The organism is Flavobacterium sp. (assembly GCF_027533505.1).
In the GTDB taxonomy this organism is placed as follows: Bacteria; Bacteroidota; Bacteroidia; order Flavobacteriales; family Flavobacteriaceae; genus Flavobacterium.
Genome location: NZ_JAPZUB010000031.1, coordinates 22,941 through 42,979, shown reverse-complemented (window position 1 = coordinate 42,979; position 20,039 = coordinate 22,941). Strand labels below are relative to the sequence as shown.

Below are 20,039 nucleotides of genomic sequence, written 5' to 3'. Positions count from 1 at the left end.
AGGATTAAATAAGCCCGTGCCACTAGCCAAAGCCGGTGTCCACGTTCCTCCTGCTTGAGGCGCTCCTCCTAAACTTAAAAACAAATCGGTCGGGGTAGCATTCGAACATATCACTAATGTGCCGTCCGTTCCCGCATTGGGTTGTGGTACAACTGTAATTGTCATTGTTGCAGTGACTTCACAGTTTACACTTGTACTTGGGGTAAACGTATAGGTGGTCGTAGCCGTATTGTTTAATGCCGGTGACCAAGTTCCGGTAATGCCATTATTGGACGTGGTTGGTAAGGCCGTTAGTGGTGCGCCTTGACAAATTGGAGGCACTTGGGTGAAGGTGGGAACGATATTCGGGTTCACCGTAATGGTCATCGTGGCCGTGGTCGCACACTGTCCTGCTGTTGGAGTAAACGTATAGGTAGTTGTAGCTGTATTGTTTAAAGCGGGGGACCAAGTTCCGGTTATGCCGTTGTTGGACGTGGTGGGTAAAGCCGTTAGTGGTGCCCCTTGACAAATCGGGGGCACTTGGGTGAAAGTGGGAACGATATTCGGGTTCACCGTAATGGTCATCGTGGCCGTGGTCGCACACTGTCCCGCTGTTGGAGTAAACGTATAGGTGGTGGTTGTTGTATTGTTTAAAGCGGGGGACCAAGTTCCGGTAATGCCGTTGTTGGACGTGGTTGGTAAAGCCGATAGTGGCGCGCCTTGACAAATCGGGGGCACTTGGGTGAAGGCGGGAACAATATTCGGGTTCACCGTAATGGTCATCGTGGCCGTGGTCGCACACTGTCCTGCTGTTGGAGTAAACGTATAGGTGGTTGTTGTTGTATTGTTTAAAGCGGGGGACCAAGTTCCAGTAATGCCGTTGTTGGACGTGGTTGGTAAGGCCGTTAGTGGTGCACCTTGACAAATTGGAGGCACTTGGGTGAAGGTGGGAACAATATTCGGGTTCACCGTAATGGTCATCGTGGCCGTGGTCGCACACTGTCCTGCTGTTGGAGTAAACGTATAGGTGGTCGTAGCTGTATTGTTTAAAGCGGGGGACCAAGTTCCGGTAATGCCGTTGTTGGACGTGGTTGGTAAGGCCGTTAATGATGCCCCTTGACAAATTGGAGGCACTTGGGTGAAAAGAGGGGTTATACCGGGTGTCAATGTTACTGTAACATTTGCAGAAGCATTCGTACAAGGAGGTATTCCTGTTACAGTGTAAGTGTAAGTTCCTGGCGGATCCAGTAAAGGATTAAAAACGCCTGTACCACTTGCCAATGCAGGTGACCAAACACCACCTGATTGTGGAGTTCCACCAAGAATAGTAAAAAGATTCACTGAAGGACCTAAAGCACAAACGGTTGTATTGGCTGAAGTACCAGCATTAGCAGCTGTATTTACGGTAACCGTAACAATCGCTGTATCATTACCACAGGCGTTGGGACCTGTAACGGTGTAGGTATACGTTCCCGATGGATCTACGGCTGGATTAAAAACACCGGTTCCACTTGCTAGCGGCGGAGACCAAACACCACCGGCTTGTGCCGTTGTTCCGAGCAATGGAAACAAATTAACAGAAGGGTTATTAGAACAAACCGTTAGTGACGCATCATTCCCAGCATTTACAGGATTAGAAACCGTGATGGTAACGGTTGCTGTATCGGGCGGGCAAGCGGCATTGGTAACTGTATAGGTGAAAATGTACGGACTTCCTGCTGCGGTTAATGTACTAATATTCACCGTTCCGAGATGACCATTGGTGGTAGGTAGAGGTCCACTCCATGTTCCTGTCGTTTGTGGACTTCCTCCTAAAATTGAAAATAAATTACGGTTGGGATTTACGGTCAAGGCATTGGAACACAAAGCTAATGTTCCATCTGTACCTGCATCGGTAGGTGGCAATAATTGTACCGTAATTTCTAAACGGTTAATACTTTCACAGGGTGGATCCACAGTAGTCGCATAATAGGTCTCACCGTTTATAAGAGGTGTAGCCGGATCTAAAACCACCGCTGAAGAGACCGTTGCATACCAATTGTTTGTCCCACTCGCTTGCAAATTAGCAACGGTCGGTGTGTTTCCTAGCGAAAGACAAAAAGATTGTATTGCAGGTCCTGTTGGAACAGGCACCACACCAACATTGACAAAAACCGCCAAACGTGAAGTCTCACATCCCGTATCAGGATTGGTTTGACTCGCATAATAAATGGTGTTGTCTGTTAATACAGTGGTCGTTGGCAGTGGCGTGCCTCCCGCTGGAGTTGTGTACCAACGAATATTATTCCCATTGGCAATCAAGTTGGCAATAGTCGCTTCAAGTGGATTATCAACACAAACCCCTTGAAAATTTTGTCCTGTGGGCGCCGCAAAGATCGTTACTGTAACAGGTTGCCGTGTGCCGCAATTGCCAGCTGCATTATCGGCATAATAGGTTGCACCATTAACCAAACCTGCCCCGGGCGAAAGGGGTGTTGTTGATGTGGTCGAACTGAACCATGCGACCCCTCCTCCATTATTAATTGCATTTAAATTAGCAATGGTGGGCGATTCTGTATTACAAAAAGATTGGGAGGTATTGGTTACCGTAGGACATTGGGCGTATACCCATTGGGAAAAAATGAATATAAAAATCCCAAGCCCGTTATAGAGAGATTGTAGTAAAAAACGTTGTAAAGAACGATTCATAGGCGAAATCAAATTAGGGTATTACTACTTCTTTTTGATTTTTCCCTTTCCGAGTTCTTCAAAGATACAAAAAACAATCATCGCTTTCATCAAGGATTAATTACTTTTAGAGTACCATTGATTTCTCGTTGCAAAAGAAAAAAAGTACGATTCTCATAGTGATCTAAACTTTTTGAATCGTATTCAAATTGAAGGAGTGTTTGTTTTGTTTTATCGTGTTGCAATGAATGGGACAACCCTTGAGCTTGCGCCATTCGTAGAGCGATATCAAATACAATATCAAATCCTTGCATGTAAACCAAATCGGGTTCATCGCGATATACCTTTCGATAATGGGTCACAAAATTTATATAGGATTGATTTTTTTCAATAGGTGCATAGGTTGGATATACTGTTCGCAATATGTTCATGCGAAGTGGGGAAACATTTTTATAATAATCAATCAAGTTGGGTTCCAACAAAGCCACTTGAATATTGTAATCGGTTACGGCATTGAGCAAGGTATTGGTTGCACTGATAATCATACTATTCTTGGTCGTTTCCAAGATAATCACATTCATTTTGCCTTTCACCAGCAAGCGTTTTAAATCTTCATTATCCAATCCTGTTCGTTCAGACACCAAAGCATATTGTGCTTGCGGTATTTTTTTGAGTATTTGCTGTTTTTTATTTTCATCGGTAAAACTACTCACCACAATTACATTTGCATTTAAAGGCACCAACACATCCAGTACGCGATCTCTCACTTTCATTTCAGGCTGAATAGCTACGACTTTTTTGGATTTCAACCCTTCTATGTCTACTGCTGTAATTAATGGCAACGGTAAAAATGGCATCTTTTCAATGGAGCAATTTCCACTTAAAAAGGCTGCATCCATTCCTTTCCACACGCGATTAGCTGTCATTTTCTTCAAATCAAACGATTTTTTTGTCCCTTCGGCATGAATCATTTTTGAAGAAATCGTATAACCTAACGTGTTTAAGGAATCCAATGCTTTTTGAACCCCCATATGATACATAATCTCGAGTCGGGAACTCTCATCAGCAATTTGAATATCGGGGAATGTTTGTTGGGCACGTTGCCAATCGGCTTCTGAAAAAGAAACCATAAAGGCAAATCGCTTTACCGAGGTAAGATCAGCTGTTTTTAGCACATCCTTAAACTCCATCACAGAAGGAGTTGCACTTTCACGCTCTTTTGTTGCGGTCGGCTCTTCTTTTGATACCACCACATCGGTGGTAGGAACAACGTCAACAGCTGTAGTGGCAAGTGTATTGGAAGTTTCAGGCACAAAGGCTTGAGCGTCTTTTGGCATTTTTATTACCATTCCAATTTGCACGCCTTTGGAAAGCATCGGATTAAGCTCTAAAAAATCTATGATTTTCATATTCGCCCGTTTCGACAAACCAAACAAGGTCTCTTTGGGCTGAATGGTATAATCTACCAAATCATCCCTATTTAGGCGCGCTGAAGCATCCCTACTTTGAGCCACAGATTCTGCTGGAACCGACTCAGGAGTTTTAACCGTTTGGGGCGTTTCTTTCGTTTCTGATGATACTGAAATCGGATTTTCAGCAACGATGGCTTTAGCTTTTGGGGAAACAACATCCTTTTTAGAATCTTGTTGTACAGTTTCAACAGCTTTATTTTCTTTTGCTTCTGCAACCCCTGTCGCTGATTCAACCGGAATACGTATACGCTGTCCCGTTTGCAACATGCGAACAATTTGCGGATTAGTTGACTCGAGCGCATTTATAGTCACCTTGTAACGCCGCGACAATCCAAACTTGGTTTCGCCAGCGACTACTTCATGCCAAATCGCTTTATCATTGGTATATTGGTCCGCAGGAACATGCAATAACTGCCCTTCTTTTAAAACCCCCACAATCCGCTCCTGATTCATCGCCATCAATTCGGCCAAAGAAATACCAAACCGCTTCGATAAGCCAAACAACGTCTCTCCCTTCATTACCGTATAATCGCGAAGATTTTTATTTAATACCTGACGTCGATACGAAGACAAATCCTGCTGATAAGCCGTTGTTCCTTTAATTTTTAATACATGTCCCGCTTGGAGTCCCAAAACGATATGCGGATTTTGCTCCTCCAATACTGGAATACTTATCCCATACAATTTCCCTAATCCAAACTTAGTTTCACCGGGCTGTACAATATGAGTTTTAAATTCACTCGAGAAATTTCGAACCTTATCCGTAGCAGTCGCTGGTTTTTGTGAAAGAATATTCTTGCTTTCTTCGACACTTGTTGCCTCTGTGACACCCGCAACAACAACCGATTTTGGAATAACCAACACATCATTAGCTTTCACCCCTTGCGCAGCATTGGGATTCAATTTGATAATATCATAAGGGGTCACTTTATACTTTTGCGCTACTTTAGCAAGCGTCTCACCCTCAGCAACTACATGGGTTTTTTGGCCTTCTTGCGCTAAAAGCAATTGGCCCACAAAAAGCAATGTTATTAACAACCTATGAAGTGTGTTTTTTACAGGGTTTTTCATCAATAAAATAATGTGAAAATCACCCTAAAATTAAAGAAAAAACCGCTGTCGGACATCCCCAACAACGGTAGTTATTAACACGTTATTAACACTAAATTAAAAGTTATTAATAAATTTAGGCTAGTTATTAAAAGTTAGAAGACAAACATAGCACGTTCTCCCATTAAGGCATTGACTTCTTCAGTCACTTGCGCAATAACCGCTTCATCGTTGGGATTCATCAAAACGCGATCGATAAAATCAACCACCGTCTCCATATCCGCTTCGACCAAACCACGGGTAGTAATTGCAGGTGTTCCCACGCGTATTCCAGAAGTCACAAAGGGCGATTTATCATCAAATGGTACCATGTTTTTATTGACCGTGATATCTGCTTTTACCAAGGCATTTTCAGCGTCTTTACCAGTAATCCCTTTGTTGCGTAAATCAATCAACATCATGTGATTATCGGTACCGCCAGAAATCAAATGATAGCCTCTTTTTACAAAGGCATTGGCCATGGCTTGGGCATTTTTTTGGACCTGTAACGTATATCTAAAAAATTCATCGGTCAACGCCTCTCCAAAAGCCACGGCCTTAGCGGCTATAATATGCATTAAGGGGCCGCCTTGATTTCCTGGAAAAACAGACATATCCAAAACATGCGACATCATACGAATCTCCCCTTTGGGAGTCGTTAATCCCCAAGGATTCTCAAAATCATTGCCCATCATTATCATTCCCCCACGCGGTCCACGTAAAGTTTTATGCGTTGTGGTCGTCACAATGTGGCAATGCGGAATCGGATCGTTTAGCAAGCCTTTGGCAATCAAACCCGCAGGATGTGAAATATCGGCCAACAATAAAGCGCCAACGCTATCGGCGATTTCACGAAACCGCTTGAAATCCATATCTCTCGAATAAGCCGAAGCTCCAGCGATAATCATTTTGGGTTTTTCCCTCAGGGCGATCTCTTGAATTTTATCGTAATTCAACAATCCTGTTTCTTGGTCCACACCATAAAACACAGGGCGGTATAACTTTCCTGAAAAGTTCACTGGAGAGCCATGCGTCAAGTGGCCTCCGTGCGAGAGGTCAAATCCTAAAATGGTATCTCCAGGCTTTAAACAAGCGGCAAAAACTGCAGTATTCGCTTGCGAGCCCGAATGCGGTTGCACATTCACATAGGCGGCACCAAACAGGGCTTTGGCACGATCAATTGCGATTTGCTCAACAATATCAACGACTTCACAACCTCCATAATACCGTTTTCCAGGATATCCCTCGGCATATTTATTGGTCAAACAGGAGCCTGCTGCTTCCATCACTTGATCACTCACGAAATTCTCGGAAGCAATCAGCTCAATTCCATGTATTTGTCGGTCCTGTTCGTCCAGGATTAAATCGAAGATTTGTTCGTCTCGTTGCATTTTTTAAGGGTTTTTCATTAAAGCTCCCCAAAATTACAAATTCTGTTGGTCAAATAGATTGGAACGTCTATATTTGGTTGTAATTTTTTCAACAACAAATCAACAACGACCCTATGCCGCAATACGCAAATAACCCCGATCGAAAAACTTGGCTTACTGTTCCTGAAAACAGCGACTTCCCTATTCAAAATATTCCTTTTGGTGTTTTTTTAACCAAAGAAGATGTGATCACTATTGGAACACGAATTGGTGATTTCGCAATTGATATGGGCGCTTTACAGCAATTAGGTTATTTTGACGACTTGGGACTCCCCGATGATATGTTTCTACAAGATTCCTTAAATGACTTTATTGCTTACGGGAAAAAAACTTGGCGCCAAGTGCGCAACCGTCTCTCTGATTTGTTTGAAATCAACAATCCGACTTTACGCGACAATATGGAGCAGCGTAAAATTGTGATTTTCCAAATACAAGATGTGGAAATGTTACTTCCTGTACAAATTGGCGATTACACCGATTTTTACAGCAGTAAAGAGCATGCTACTAATGTGGGAAAAATGTTTCGCGATCCCGAAAATGCTTTGCTTCCCAATTGGCTTCACATTCCAGTAGGTTACCACGGACGCAGTTCGACCATCATCCCTTCTGGAGTACCCGTACACCGCCCTTTGGGGCAAACCTTACCTGCTGACGCCACTTCGCCGGTGTTTGGCCCCTCCAAATTGGTTGATTTTGAATTGGAAATGGCATTCATTACTACCGATGCAAATGTTATGGGGGAACCCGTACCTATCCATGAAGCGGAAGATTACATTTTCGGAATGGTACTCTTCAATGATTGGAGCGCGCGTGATATCCAAAAATGGGAATATGTCCCGCTAGGTCCGTTTTTGGCTAAAAACTTTGCCTCCTCCATCTCCCCTTGGATTGTGATCATGGATGCGCTTGAACCCTTTCGCGTAGCCAGTCCTGCGCAAAACCCAAAACCGTTACCCTATTTGCAGCAAGAAGGAAATCATGCTTTTGATATTCATTTGGAAGTGGCTTTACAACCCGAAAACAGTACCGAAACAGTGATTTCCCGATCCAACTTTAAATACATGTATTGGACCATGGCACAGCAACTCGCGCATCATACCATCAACGGATGTCGTGTCAATTCGGGCGATATGATGGGAAGTGGAACTATATCTGGCCCCACAGAAGACAGCTATGGTTCGATGCTGGAACTCACTTGGGGCGGGAAAAATCCGTTGCGCCTTACCGATGGCTCCGAACGAAAATTTATTGAAGATAACGACACTGTCATCCTACGCGGGTATTGCCAAAATGATCGGGTACGAATAGGCTTCGGTGAATGCAGTAGTAAACTTTTACCGGCGTTACCTTTTTAATGTAAACTACCATGAAAAAAATTAATGTATTCTTCATAGCTTTATTTTTTGTTGCAAGTTGTGGTGTCCGCCAAACACAGAACGCATTAGCCGAAGGAAATTACGATCAAGCGATTCAAATCGCAATCGATAATTTACGCCAACGAAAAGACGCTAAAGGAAAACAAGAGTATGTTCTTTTTCTTGAAGAGGCCTTCGCCAAAGCCAAAGCACGCGATTTACAACAAATTGAACTTTGGTTTAAGGACGCCAATCCCTCCAATACGGAAAAGATTTACAATACCTATGTCGCCTTGCACCAACGGCAGGAACGCATCAAACCCTTATTGCCACTTCGGGTTATCAGTCAAAACCGTAAGGCTACCTTTGATTTTGATAATTATAGTGACCAAATCGTAAGTAGCAAAAATGCGCTAGCCAAACACCTGTATGATAATGCCAAAGCACTGCTTGCTACTCGGGATAAAATGAATTTTCGCCGGGCTTTCGACGACCTTAATTACCTACAAGAACTTAGCCCAGGGTTCAAAGACACCGCCCAATTAATGGATGAGGCCCGTCAAAAAGGAACCGATTACGTTCATGTGTACACCAAAAATGAAACGCAAATGGTTATTCCCATTCGCTTGGAAAATGATTTACTGGACTTTAGTACCATGGGACTCAACGATCCGTGGACCGTTTACCATAGTAATCGCGTCAAAGGAATTACCTATGATTATGGAATTTTGGTCAATTTTAGAGCCATCAACATTTCTCCAGAACAAGTGAAAGAACGCGAATTTGTGAAGGAAAAACAAGTCAAAGACGGACAAAAAAGACTTTTGGATGCCAATGGAAATCCCGTGAAAGATCAACAAGGAAATTTCGTAATGGTTGATAATATGAAAAATGTATCGATTACCATTTTTGAATTCCGTCAGTTTAAAACAGTTCAAGTCACTGCCAAAATTGACTATTTGGACCTAAAAACCAATCAATTGCTCAACACCTATCCGTTGAGTAGTGAATTTGTCTTCGAACATATCTATGCACGTTACAAAGGCAACAAACAAGCGTGTGAAAGCAATTATCTACCCTTTTTCGATCGGGTGGCCGTTCCTTTTCCAAGCAATGAACAAATGGTCGCCGATTCGGGACAAAATCTTAAAAATAAATTGAAAGAAATCATCAGCCGCCATCGTTTGCGAAACTAAACCAAATAAATCATTGATACGAAAAATCATCATCAGCGGCATAACTTTCTCCGTATTACAAGTACTAAATTTTGTACTATGCACGGAAGTTTTTTGTAGCAGCTGTGCTTATGATGCTACCCATTTCTTATTTCAATTCTTTTTTGAAATCGATGCCCTAAACGAGTTCAGCGTTTCTCCTTCTCCAATGAATATTATTGTGTGCTTAGCGGTTAGCTTGCTGATGGGACTCATTTATCCCGATCGAAAATAATCACAAAAGGAAAGCTTCCCCAATTCACGTTTTATTTTTAGCTACTTTTGCAAAAATTTTTCAAATACTATGGCAAATGTAAATGTAGGTTTGGTACAAATGTCGTGTACCCAAGACAAAGCCGCTAACCTTGAAAAAGCAATACGCGAAATACGCGTGGCCGCCGAAAAAGGCGCACAAATTGTTTGTCTTCAGGAATTATTTACTTCCTTATATTTTTGTGATGTCGAAGATTACGACAACTTCCAACTCGCAGAAGCGATACCCGGGCCCAGTACCGATGCGCTTTCTGCTGTAGCCAAAGAATTGGGTGTAGTCATCATCGCATCGCTATTTGAAAAACGCACCCACGGCATTTACCACAATACCACAGCTGTTTTGGATGCCGATGGAACCTACCTCGGGAAATACCGCAAAATGCATATCCCCGATGATCCGGCATTCTATGAAAAATTCTATTTCACACCCGGTGATTTAGGTTATAAAGTATTCCAAACCAAATTTGCCAAAATCGGGATTTTAATTTGTTGGGACCAATGGTACCCCGAAGCCAGTCGTATCACAGCTTTGATGGGCGCAGAAATCCTATTCTACCCCACGGCAATTGGTTGGGCCACCGATCAAGACGAAGAAACCAACCAAGACCAATACAATGCGTGGCAAACGATTCAACGTTCCCATGCGGTCGCCAATGGTGTCCCTGTTGTGAGTGTTAACCGTGTTGGCTTTGAACAAAATGGCGCCATGAAATTCTGGGGCGGTAGTTTTGTTGCCAATGGTCAAGGGAAATTATTGTATTTAGGAACTCACGACCAAGAAGAAACCACTGTCGTGCCCTTAGATTTAAATCAATCCGATTATTTCCGTATGCATTGGCCTTTCCTACGGGATCGCCGCATTGATAGCTATGCTCCAATCACCAAACGTTTTATTGATGAAGACTAATTTGGCGACTCCCCAAGCTTTAGGTTATTATTTCCCAGCTGAATTTGCACCCCAAGAGGCCCTTTGGCTCTCATGGCCACATAAAGAAGAATCATGGCCGGGTAAAATTCATACCATTTTTGATCCGTATGCCGAATTTATATTGCAAGTGGCTTCGCACCAGCGCGTATGCATTAACGTAGCCGATGCGGCCATGCAAGCTTTCGCCGAACAAAAAATTAAAACTTCCGCGTACGCCCAAACCATCAGTGATTTCGCCAACCGTTGGACACGTATCTCTTTTTACCATCATCCCACCAACGATGCGTGGTGCCGCGATCACGGTCCGGCCTTTCTTTTGCATAAATCAGAAGCGAAAAAAGCCATTGTGGATTGGGGGTACAATGCCTGGGGCGGTAAATATCCTCCGTTTGATTTGGACGATGTGATTCCGACGAAAATTGGTGAAAAATTAGGCTTACCGGTATTCAATCCCGGTATTGTCATGGAAGGCGGTAGTGTGGAATTCAACGGACGTGGCACATTAATGACGACCACCGCTTGTTTATTAAACGAAAACCGTAATCCGCATTTAAACCAAGCGCAAATTGAAGAATACCTTCACAACTTTTATGGCGTTGACCATATTCTTTGGCTGGGCGACGGTATCATTGGTGACGACACCGACGGCCATATTGACGACATCACGCGCTTTGTCAATGAAGATACCGTATTGACCGTGGTGGAAGAAAATAAAAACGATGCGAATTACGAAATTCTGCAAGAGAACTTGAAACTGTTACACCAAATGCGTTTGGAAAACGGTAAGCAGTTGAATGTGGTCGAACTCCCCATGCCGAAACCGGTGATTTATGAGGATCAAATTCTACCCGCTTCGTACGCTAATTTCTACATTTCCAACGAAACAGTGATCGTACCTACGTTTCAAGACTTGAAAAACGACGATCGCGCGTTGGATACCATTCAGCAGTGCTTCCCTACCCGACGCGTGGTGGGCATCAACTCTGTCGACCTGATTTGGGGTCTCGGAAGTTTCCATTGCTTGAGTCAACAAGAACCCTCGATTATAGTATAAAACGAAAGCCCTTCATTGGGCTTTTTTTTGGAGCAAGAACTGTAGTGCTTTTAGCGCGTCCCACCCGCTTTCCGTTCTATCCCCGATAGCTCGGGGGATGCCACTTCAATCGGGGCTAAAAAAGAACGCATGTACTTCGAAACCACTTACCCAAACGGTGCCAAAGCCACTACGGCTATGCCTTCATGCGAAGCATCATACACCGCTTGCCCGTCTTTGATTACAATCACTTGCGGCGATTGGTGAACAACACCCAACCGCTCTGCAATGGCATTAGATATCGGTCGGTATTCCAACAAATCCAAAAAGTAAGGGGTGATTTTACCCTCCAAATTCCAATCGGCCTCAAATTGACGCAACGCCATCCGACTGATACTGCATCGGGTACTGTGCTTGAAAACGACTACAGGATGTTGGAAAGATTCTTGGATCATCGACTCTAAATCGTTTAAATCCGTTAACTTAAACCAATTGATATTCGATGAAGATTCGGAGGTGTTTCCGCTAAATAAAGATCCCAATAGACTCATTGTTCTTTTTTTTTCAAAATTACAAAAATAAGGTAAGCCACATGCAGTCAATGGAGTCAGGATTTCACGACAAAAGGTCAGCAAAAGTAATGTGAGATCATTGATTTTCAGCCAATTTGACAGCCTAACCCAAATGGAATGCTTATTGACAAAATCTATTTGACGTTTTCAAAACGTTTATTCCACAACACACAAAGGAAAACAAAAATGAATTTAAAAAACTTAACCATCAAGTCTCAAGAGGCGCTGCAACAAGCCCAACAAATTGCACAAGCCTACGGACACCAGCAACTCGAAAACGAACATCTTTTCAAAGGAATTTTGGAAGTTGATGAAAACGTAACGCCTTTTCTCTTGAAAAAGCTCAACGTCAATGTCGAGTTGTTTCAACGCATTTTAGACAGCACACTACAGAGCTTCCCAAAAGTTTCAGGGGGTGACATCATGCTGTCCCGTGAAGCCAATAACGCTTTGACCGAAGCCGGTATCCTCGCTAAGAAAATGAACGATGAATACATTTCGATCGAACATTTAGTCCTCGCCATCTTTAAATCCAAAAGTAAAATCGCCCAAATCTTAAAAGACCAAGGTGTTACCGAAAAAGGCTTGGAAGCCGCTATTGCTGAATTACGCAAAGGCGAACGCGTTACTTCGACTTCGGCAGAGGAAACCTACAACGCCTTAAATAAATACGCTAAAAACCTCAACGAATTAGCCCGAACTGGGAAACTCGACCCTGTCATTGGTCGCGATGAAGAAATTCGACGCGTATTGCAAATCCTCACCCGCCGCACCAAAAACAACCCGATGTTGATTGGCGAACCCGGTGTAGGGAAAACTGCCATCGCCGAAGGGCTCGCCCATCGTATTGTCGATGGTGATGTACCCGAGAACTTAAAAGATAAAATCGTCTTTTCACTCGATATGGGTGCCTTAATTGCGGGTGCAAAATACAAAGGGGAATTTGAAGAACGTTTAAAATCTGTGGTGAAAGAAGTCACCTCCGCCGAGGGAGATATCGTTTTGTTTATTGACGAAATCCATACGCTAGTCGGAGCTGGTGGCGGTGACGGTGCTATGGATGCGGCCAATATTTTAAAACCGGCCTTAGCCCGTGGCGAACTCAGAGCGATTGGTGCTACTACTTTAGACGAATACCAAAAATATTTTGAAAAAGATAAAGCACTTGAACGCCGTTTTCAAAAAGTCAATGTAGACGAACCCGATACGGAGAGTGCCATTTCAATCCTAAGGGGGATCAAAGAGAAATACGAAACCCACCACAAAGTGCGAATCAAAGACGATGCGATTATTGCGGCGGTCGAACTCTCACAACGCTATATTACCAATCGTTTTCTTCCCGACAAAGCCATTGATTTAATGGACGAAGCCGCTTCCAAACTGCGTATGGAAATCAATTCCAAACCCGAAGAATTGGATGTACTCGATCGTAAAATCATGCAGTTGGAAATCGAGATCGAAGCGATTAAACGCGAGCAAGATGAAACCAAGTTAAAGTCGTTAGGATTGGATTTGGCCAACTTAAAAGAGGAGCGCAATGAGATCTTTGCTAAATGGAAATCAGAAAAAGAAGTCGTAGAAAACATCCAAAATGTAAAACAAAACATCGAGGACTATAAACTGGAAGCCGAGCGTGCCGAACGGGAAGGCGATTATGGAAAAGTAGCCGAATTGCGCTATGGAAAAATCAAAGAAGCCCAAGAACAACTCAATGCACTACAAAACCAATTGCAAGAAAATCAAAAGGGCGATTCCTTAATCAAAGAAGAAGTGACCCATGATGATATCGCCGAAGTGGTAGCCAAATGGACGGGAATTCCTGTGACCAAAATGCTGCAAAGCGAACGTGAGAAGTTGTTGAAATTAGAGGACGAACTCCACAAACGTGTAGTGGGTCAAGAAGAAGCCATTGCCGCCATCAGTGATGCTGTACGCCGCAGTCGGGCTGGATTACAAGACGCCAAAAAACCGATTGGTTCCTTCCTGTTTTTAGGAACTACCGGTGTCGGGAAAACCGAGTTGGCAAAAGCACTCGCCGAATACCTTTTTGACGATGAAAATGCCATCACCCGTATCGACATGAGTGAATACCAAGAACGCCACAGCGTGAGTCGATTAGTAGGTGCGCCTCCCGGTTATGTGGGGTATGATGAAGGCGGTCAATTGACCGAAGCCGTGCGCCGAAAACCCTACAGTGTGGTTTTGTTGGACGAAATTGAAAAAACGCATCCCGATACGTTTAACATCTTGTTGCAAGTCTTGGATGAAGGGCGTTTAACCGACAATAAAGGACGCTTAGCTGACTTCAAAAACACGATCATCATCATGACTTCGAATATGGGTAGTGCGATTATCCAAGAAAAGTTCGAGAACCTCAAAGGTAACGTCGAAACAGCCGCCGAATTGGCCAAAGTGGAAGTGCTGGGCTTACTCAAACAAACGGTACGACCCGAATTCCTGAACCGAATTGATGAGATCGTCATGTTTACGCCGTTGACCCAAGATAATATTCGTCAAATCGTGCATTTGCAATTGAAACAGGTCACCAAAATGTTGGCACAACAACACATCACCATGGATGCCACTCCTGAGGCAGTTGATTATTTAGCGGCCAAAGGCTACGATGCCGAATTTGGTGCGCGACCAGTGAAACGAGTGGTACAACGCGAAGTCTTGAATCAATTATCCAAAGAAATATTAGCCGGAACCATCACCACCGACAGCATCATCCTATTGGATAGCTTTGATGGGAAATTGGTCTTCCGCAATCAATAAAACATAATTTAAAGGTTGGTTTAGTTGATAGCCTAGCCTGCACTTCGGTGTGGGTTAGGTTTTTTTGCATTTAATTTGTACTTTCAACCTAAAAAAAATGGACTATTCCCTCTATGCCACTGCTACCCCTGGGAAGCGACTTGCAGCCTACTTGGTTGACATGGTTCCTATTATAATCATTGTTTTATGTTATTACTATTGGGTTCATGGATTTTCGATTTGGGATGTCCAATTGAAAAAAGAGAATCCTGAAGGTTACGCGACCCTTCGAAGTGCTGTTCGCCTGCACGCTTTTGGCTTTTGGGCCTTACTTTGTTTTATTCTCGAAGCTTCTCCTTGGCAAGGAACGTGGGGCAAAAGATTGATGGGCATCAAAGTCGTCAATGGGATGAATGAACCCTTGAGCTGGGAGCAATCTCTCAAACGAAATGTATTAAAAGTTCCAGCTTATTTGCTTTTTGGACTTGGATTCATTTGGATACTCCTCAACAAAAATCGCTCGGGAATTTATGATGCATTTGCCCATACCAAAGTGGTAAACCGTTGGGAATAAATTCATTTAGGATCGCACTTTGTCTAAATTATTTTTTTTGTACGTTTACATGACCTAACCAAAAAATAAACAACGTATGAAAAAATATGTTTTACGCTACAGTTTAATCGCCTCCCTGATTATCGTAGTATGCATGATCATTTCGACGGTTTTGTATGCGCATTATAATCAAAAACCAGCCTCCATGGCTATAGGTTTCGCAGGCATGTTGCTGGGTTTTTCGGCCATTTATTTTGCATTAGAGCGTTACAAAAGAGACCATTTAGGACATCTCCCTTTTTGGGAAGCGCTAAAAATCGGACTCACTATTGCAGTTATTGCTTCGCTAAGTTACACGATTGTTTGGATGGTTGAATTTCAGTGGGTATTTCCAAACTTCATGGAACAATTTTCTGCCGATCAAATCGCTCAACTCAAAGCTTCTGGTTTGACCGGTGAGGCGCTTCAAACAGAATTAAATAAAGTTTCAGAAATGGCGGAAAACTATAAAAATCCATTATTTCGTTTTGGGATAACGTTCTCAGAAATATTTCCTTTTGGATTTATGATTGCGTTGTTAGCGGCCTTTATTTTACGAAAAAACAAAACTTCCTAAAAAAAGAAAACCCTCAAAAATTAATGAGGGTTTCTTTTTATTTATTTATCACGTGTGAATCCAAAACTTTGTTTGCCTACCGTGAGTACAAATCCTTGTTTATCTTCGGTGAATTGAATCGATAATTCGGCGGGTTCGAAGGTAAACAAATGATTGCCTTTGTCTTCAAGCGGAATTGAAGGTTGCCCCGCTGCATTCAACATCAAATTGTCATCGTCCTCGGTCAACTCTATTTTCAAAGGTATTAATGCGCTTGAATAGTTTCCGGTGTAAGACGAAAAATCTTTTGTTTTTGCAATTCCATCCTTCTGTAACGTCCAGGTATTGTTTTCTGAATTAACATCGGGATAATCGTGGTCAGGATCCAACGTAATAGAGGCCAAAGCTTCTGTTGAAGGAATACGGAAAGTCCAATACACATTGCGTTTCCAAATCTCAACCGGTAACGAAAGACGCCCTGTGGCCCCCGATTCCGTTTTATACGCTACTACAACAGGCATCGGCATACGCTCTAAGTTAGCGATTGTAACAATGGCTCCGCGCTTGGGATCGTTTTTCTCATAACGTACTTTTTTGATCGCTTGATCGGCACGCCAATTGTTGTAAAACCAACCGCGCCATAACCAACTTAAATCTTCACCGCTTACATTTTCCATGGTACGGAAAAAATCTTCCGGTTGCGGATGCTTGTATGCCCAACGTTGAATGTAGGTGCGTAACGCAAAATCAAATCGCTCTTCCCCCAAAATCTTACGCAATAGGGTCATTCCTGCGCCGGGTTTATAATACGCTAGAATTCCTAAATTATCCTCTTGCATATTATCCGGAGCAGCCATGATGGGTTCCATTCTTGGATTCATCAATACATCAGCGGCGGCATGCATATCCTCTTTAGGTTGACGGTATTCGCCATTATTAAAGTCTTGCGAGCTAATGGAATTGATAAAGGTGTTCAATCCTTCATCCATCCAAGCGAAAAGACGTTCGTTGGACCCGACTATCATAGGGAACCAAATATGACCAAACTCATGATCGGTCACGCCCCAAAGATCGGCACCTTTTGATTCCCAACTACAAAAGACAATTCCAGGATACTCCATCCCACCTTCATTTCCGGCGACATTGATGGCCGTAGCATAGGGATATTCATACCAACGTTTGGAATAATTTTCAATAGAGGCTTTGGTATATTCGGTTGAACGTGCCCAAGCGCCTTGTCCATCACTTTCAACAGGATAGGCCGAAATGGCTAACGATTTTTTACCACTAGGCAAATTTATACGTGCCGCATCGATGATAAAAGCCGGGGAGGAAGCCCACGAAAAATCGCGGGAATTACTGATTTTAAATTTCCAAGTAAGTTGTTTTTTTGCAGTAGGTCGCGATTCGGATTGGCCAATTTCACTGGCGCCTCTGATAATTACCGTAGCATCACTGTTTTTGGCTGTATTCCATCGCTTTACTTGTTCGGGCGTGTATACTTCACTTGGATTGAGCAATTCCCCTGAGGCTACCACGATATGGTTGGAAGGTGCAGTAATGGAGACTTCAAAATCGCCATACTCCAAGTAAAACTCGCCCGCGCCTTGGTAAGGATGGGTATTCCAACCGCGAACGTCGTCATACACACACATGCGGGGATACCATTGCGCCATCGTAAAAATGCGACCGTTTTTGGTTTCGAGAACACCCATACGGTCCGAACCATAGTCGGGGGAAACAAAGGAAAAGTCCATTTTCAATTTAATCTTCGTTCCGTTTCCAGCCAAACCTTGGGGTAATTTGATTTGCATGCGGGTATCGGTGATGATAAAGGGCAACTCTTTTTCCGACGTTTTACCGTTGATTTGGGTAATCATTTTTAGCGATTTGATTTGAAAACCGCCGTCAAAATCCTGACCTTTTGCACCGTTTCGGCTTCCTTTCATGGGAATAACCGCATTGCCCCGGGAATCTTTTTTAAATAAATTTTGATCCAAATTCATCCACAAAAATTCCAATTTGTCAGGACTGTTGTTTGTATACGTCAAAAACTCAGTTCCCGAAACTTCTTTGGTGTCTGCGTTGAGTGTAACTGCAATTTGATAATCGGCACGGTTTTGCCAGTATTTAGGGCCGGGTTGCCCACTCGCTGATCGGGTATCGGTTCCATTCTTGGTGTAAAAATGATTTCCGAATGCTTCATTGTAATCATAAATAGATTCAGGACGTTGCTGCTGGGCTAGGGTCACTGTAGAAAACAATCCCAAAAGTCCTAGAAAAAAGGGTTTCAATACGCGTTTCATGTTTGTAAAAATTAAGTACAACAAATAAATGAAAAAAAGTGCCATTTTCCTTGGGATTTAACTAATTTCACACAAAGCAAAACTATGGCCTCGCTATTTGATCCTTTCCCTTATCTTGAAACCCCGCGTTTACGACTTCGGCCACTACTCCCTACCGATTGGGAGGCGATCGTTGCGCTGCGAGGTAATCCCGAAAGTATGCGCTTCATACCACGTCCAATAATCTCTGATAAAGCCAGTGCCTTGACAATGGTTGAAATGATACAACAAAAAGTCGACGAGGGAACAGGAATTAACTGGGTGATTACAGAAAAAGAAGCCGATGAAATGTTGGGAATTATTGGCCATTATCGCATAAAACCCGAACATTTTCGCAGTGAAATTGGGTATATGTTGCTTCCTAAAGCGCAAGGAAAAGGGTATGCATTAGAAGCCGTTCAAGCCATGCTTATCTACGGATTTGAACAGCTTCATTTCCACTCTGTAGAGGCAGTGATTGACCCCGAAAATGAAGCTTCCATCAAGGTAATAGAAAAACTAGGTTTCGTCAAAGAAGCCCATTTTATAGAAAACGAATACTTTAACGGACGTTTTTGGGACGCTTTGGTATACTCTTTGTTAAAACGTAATTTTAAGCCTATTGTATGAATGAATTTGAAAAACAATTTCAAGAAATCGAGGATTATTTGAAATTTGAAGACTATCCTTTGGTTATCAAGCGATTAATTGATTTTACTTTGGATACAGAAACCCTGTCGTTCTATCAAGAGATGAATCAATTTTTGGATTGGTTGGATCTCAACGGAGCAGATACTGCAGGACAAGCGACACGTTTACGACAATTGATTGACGCGTTGTATGTCTTTCTAAAAGAAAAACCACAAGCGCCCCGTGAGTTATTGGTATCGTTAAAAGACGTTGTTAAAAGTTACGGCACTGGTCGCTTTGGGTTGGGACCAATTCACTTGGAATTGTATACAGGCCAAATTGTTGGACTCGTCGGAGAAAATGGCAACGGTAAAACTACGCTCTTACGCAGCCTTTGTGGTGAATTACATCCCTCAGGAGGCACGATTACCTATCATTTTACCTATACCGATCGATACGATTTACGGACGCAGCTGGTCTATATTCCCCAACGAACCGATACATGGTATGGCTCGATGTATCATAACCTTGTATTGACCGCTTCTTCTTATGGGTATGCTCCTGAGATGATTGAACCGTTGACACATTTGATTATCAAACGATTGGGATTACGAAAATACCGTTTACATTCTTGGAACAGTTTGTCGTCAGGATATAAAATGCGTTTTGAATTGGCCCGGATGTTGTTGCGAAAACCTAAGTTATTGTTGATTGACGAACCTTTGGCGAACTTAGACATCTTGGCCCAACAAACGATATTGGAGGATTTCAGAGCCATTGCTAAGTCCCCTTTTCGCCCGATCGGCATAGTGCTAAGTTCACAACAATTGTATGAGGTGGAAAAAACCTCTGATCAAGTCGTGTTTTTGAAACAAGGAATCCAAAAAAACCTACGACAAGAGTCGCCTTCAACGGCAGAGACCTCCGAAAATTTCTTAGTCATTGAATTTGAAAGTACCTTCACACAAGGGGAATTAGGGAATTTACTGCAACCTCTAGGTTTAGAAAGTTTACAATTCAATGGCGGTACATTTATCGCTACGTTTCCCGAATCAGTAACGCGCTTACAATTTTTGGAATGGGTGACCCGTCACGAAATTCCGATGCCTTACTTCAGAGATATTTCACAATCTACCCGTCGCTTTTTTGTTTCTTAAAATCCCTTACATTT

General features: G+C 42.9%; 13 protein-coding genes and 1 pseudogene. 9 read left to right on the top strand and 5 right to left on the bottom strand.

The genetic code is table 11. The features are described 5' to 3' along the window. The 3 genes and pseudogenes from O9316_RS07370 to glyA all read right to left on the bottom strand — a co-directional run. Window positions 1–2,667: pseudogene (locus O9316_RS07370) on the bottom strand (hypothetical protein); the annotation flags it as partial. 89 nt (window positions 2,668–2,756) lie between these two features. Continuing rightward, window positions 2,757–5,135 (bottom strand): LysM peptidoglycan-binding domain-containing protein, encoded by a 2,379-nt coding sequence (locus tag O9316_RS07365; RefSeq protein WP_298205508.1) that lies wholly within the window; start codon window positions 5,133–5,135, stop codon window positions 2,757–2,759. 188 nt (window positions 5,136–5,323) lie between these two features. Next, the gene (glyA, locus tag O9316_RS07360) at window positions 5,324–6,598 is read right to left on the bottom strand and encodes a serine hydroxymethyltransferase (RefSeq protein WP_298205506.1); all 1,275 of its coding nucleotides are present in this window, start codon (window positions 6,596–6,598) and stop codon (window positions 5,324–5,326) included. Between the two features lie 113 nt (window positions 6,599–6,711). Here glyA and fahA point away from each other — a divergent pair, with 113 nt between their 5' ends. From fahA to O9316_RS07340, 4 genes are all read left to right on the top strand, one after another. Continuing rightward, window positions 6,712–7,992 (top strand): fumarylacetoacetase, encoded by a 1,281-nt coding sequence (gene fahA, locus O9316_RS07355; RefSeq protein ID WP_298205504.1) that lies wholly within the window; start codon window positions 6,712–6,714, stop codon window positions 7,990–7,992. Window positions 7,993–8,003: 11 nt separating this feature from the next. Further along, window positions 8,004–9,188, top strand: a complete 1,185-nt coding sequence (locus O9316_RS07350; RefSeq protein ID WP_298205503.1) for a hypothetical protein — start codon at window positions 8,004–8,006, stop codon at window positions 9,186–9,188. Between the two features lie 322 nt (window positions 9,189–9,510). Further along, window positions 9,511–10,386 (top strand): carbon-nitrogen hydrolase, encoded by an 876-nt coding sequence (locus O9316_RS07345; protein WP_298205502.1) that lies wholly within the window; start codon window positions 9,511–9,513, stop codon window positions 10,384–10,386. Next, window positions 10,376–11,461 carry an agmatine/peptidylarginine deiminase gene (locus O9316_RS07340; RefSeq protein WP_298205501.1) on the top strand — a complete coding sequence of 362 codons (1,086 nt, stop codon included), beginning with the start codon at window positions 10,376–10,378 and terminating at the stop codon, window positions 11,459–11,461. The genes O9316_RS07345 and O9316_RS07340 overlap by 11 nt, the downstream gene beginning before the upstream one ends. Window positions 11,462–11,607: 146 nt before the next feature. On the opposite strand, the gene ytxJ is transcribed toward O9316_RS07340, so the two are convergent. Next, a complete protein-coding gene (ytxJ, locus tag O9316_RS07335) occupies window positions 11,608–11,991 on the bottom strand; it encodes a bacillithiol system redox-active protein YtxJ (protein WP_298205500.1) in 384 nt (127 codons plus the stop codon). 207 nt (window positions 11,992–12,198) lie between these two features. On the opposite strand from ytxJ, the gene clpB reads away from it, so the two are divergent. From clpB to O9316_RS07320, 3 genes are all read left to right on the top strand, one after another. Then, window positions 12,199–14,787, top strand: a complete 2,589-nt coding sequence (gene clpB, locus O9316_RS07330; RefSeq protein WP_298205499.1) for an ATP-dependent chaperone ClpB — start codon at window positions 12,199–12,201, stop codon at window positions 14,785–14,787. Between the two features lie 97 nt (window positions 14,788–14,884). After that, window positions 14,885–15,340, top strand: coding sequence for an RDD family protein (locus tag O9316_RS07325; RefSeq protein WP_298205498.1), 456 nt, complete (start codon window positions 14,885–14,887; stop codon window positions 15,338–15,340). A 76-nt stretch (window positions 15,341–15,416) separates the two neighbouring features. Then, on the top strand, window positions 15,417–15,935 hold the full coding sequence (locus tag O9316_RS07320) for a DUF4199 domain-containing protein (protein ID WP_298205497.1): 519 nt from the start codon (window positions 15,417–15,419) through the stop codon (window positions 15,933–15,935). Window positions 15,936–15,976: 41 nt separating this feature from the next. Here O9316_RS07320 and O9316_RS07315 read toward each other — a convergent pair whose 3' ends face one another. Next, window positions 15,977–18,220, bottom strand: a complete 2,244-nt coding sequence (locus tag O9316_RS07315) for a M1 family metallopeptidase (RefSeq protein ID WP_298205496.1) — start codon at window positions 18,218–18,220, stop codon at window positions 15,977–15,979. An 84-nt stretch (window positions 18,221–18,304) separates the two neighbouring features. Between O9316_RS07315 and O9316_RS07310 the strand changes: the two genes are divergently transcribed. Further along, on the top strand, window positions 18,305–18,868 hold the full coding sequence (locus O9316_RS07310) for a GNAT family N-acetyltransferase (protein ID WP_298205495.1): 564 nt from the start codon (window positions 18,305–18,307) through the stop codon (window positions 18,866–18,868). Continuing rightward, on the top strand, window positions 18,865–20,025 hold the full coding sequence (locus O9316_RS07305) for an ATP-binding cassette domain-containing protein (protein ID WP_298205494.1): 1,161 nt from the start codon (window positions 18,865–18,867) through the stop codon (window positions 20,023–20,025). The genes O9316_RS07310 and O9316_RS07305 overlap by 4 nt, the downstream gene beginning before the upstream one ends. Window positions 20,026–20,039: the final 14 nt, after the last annotated feature.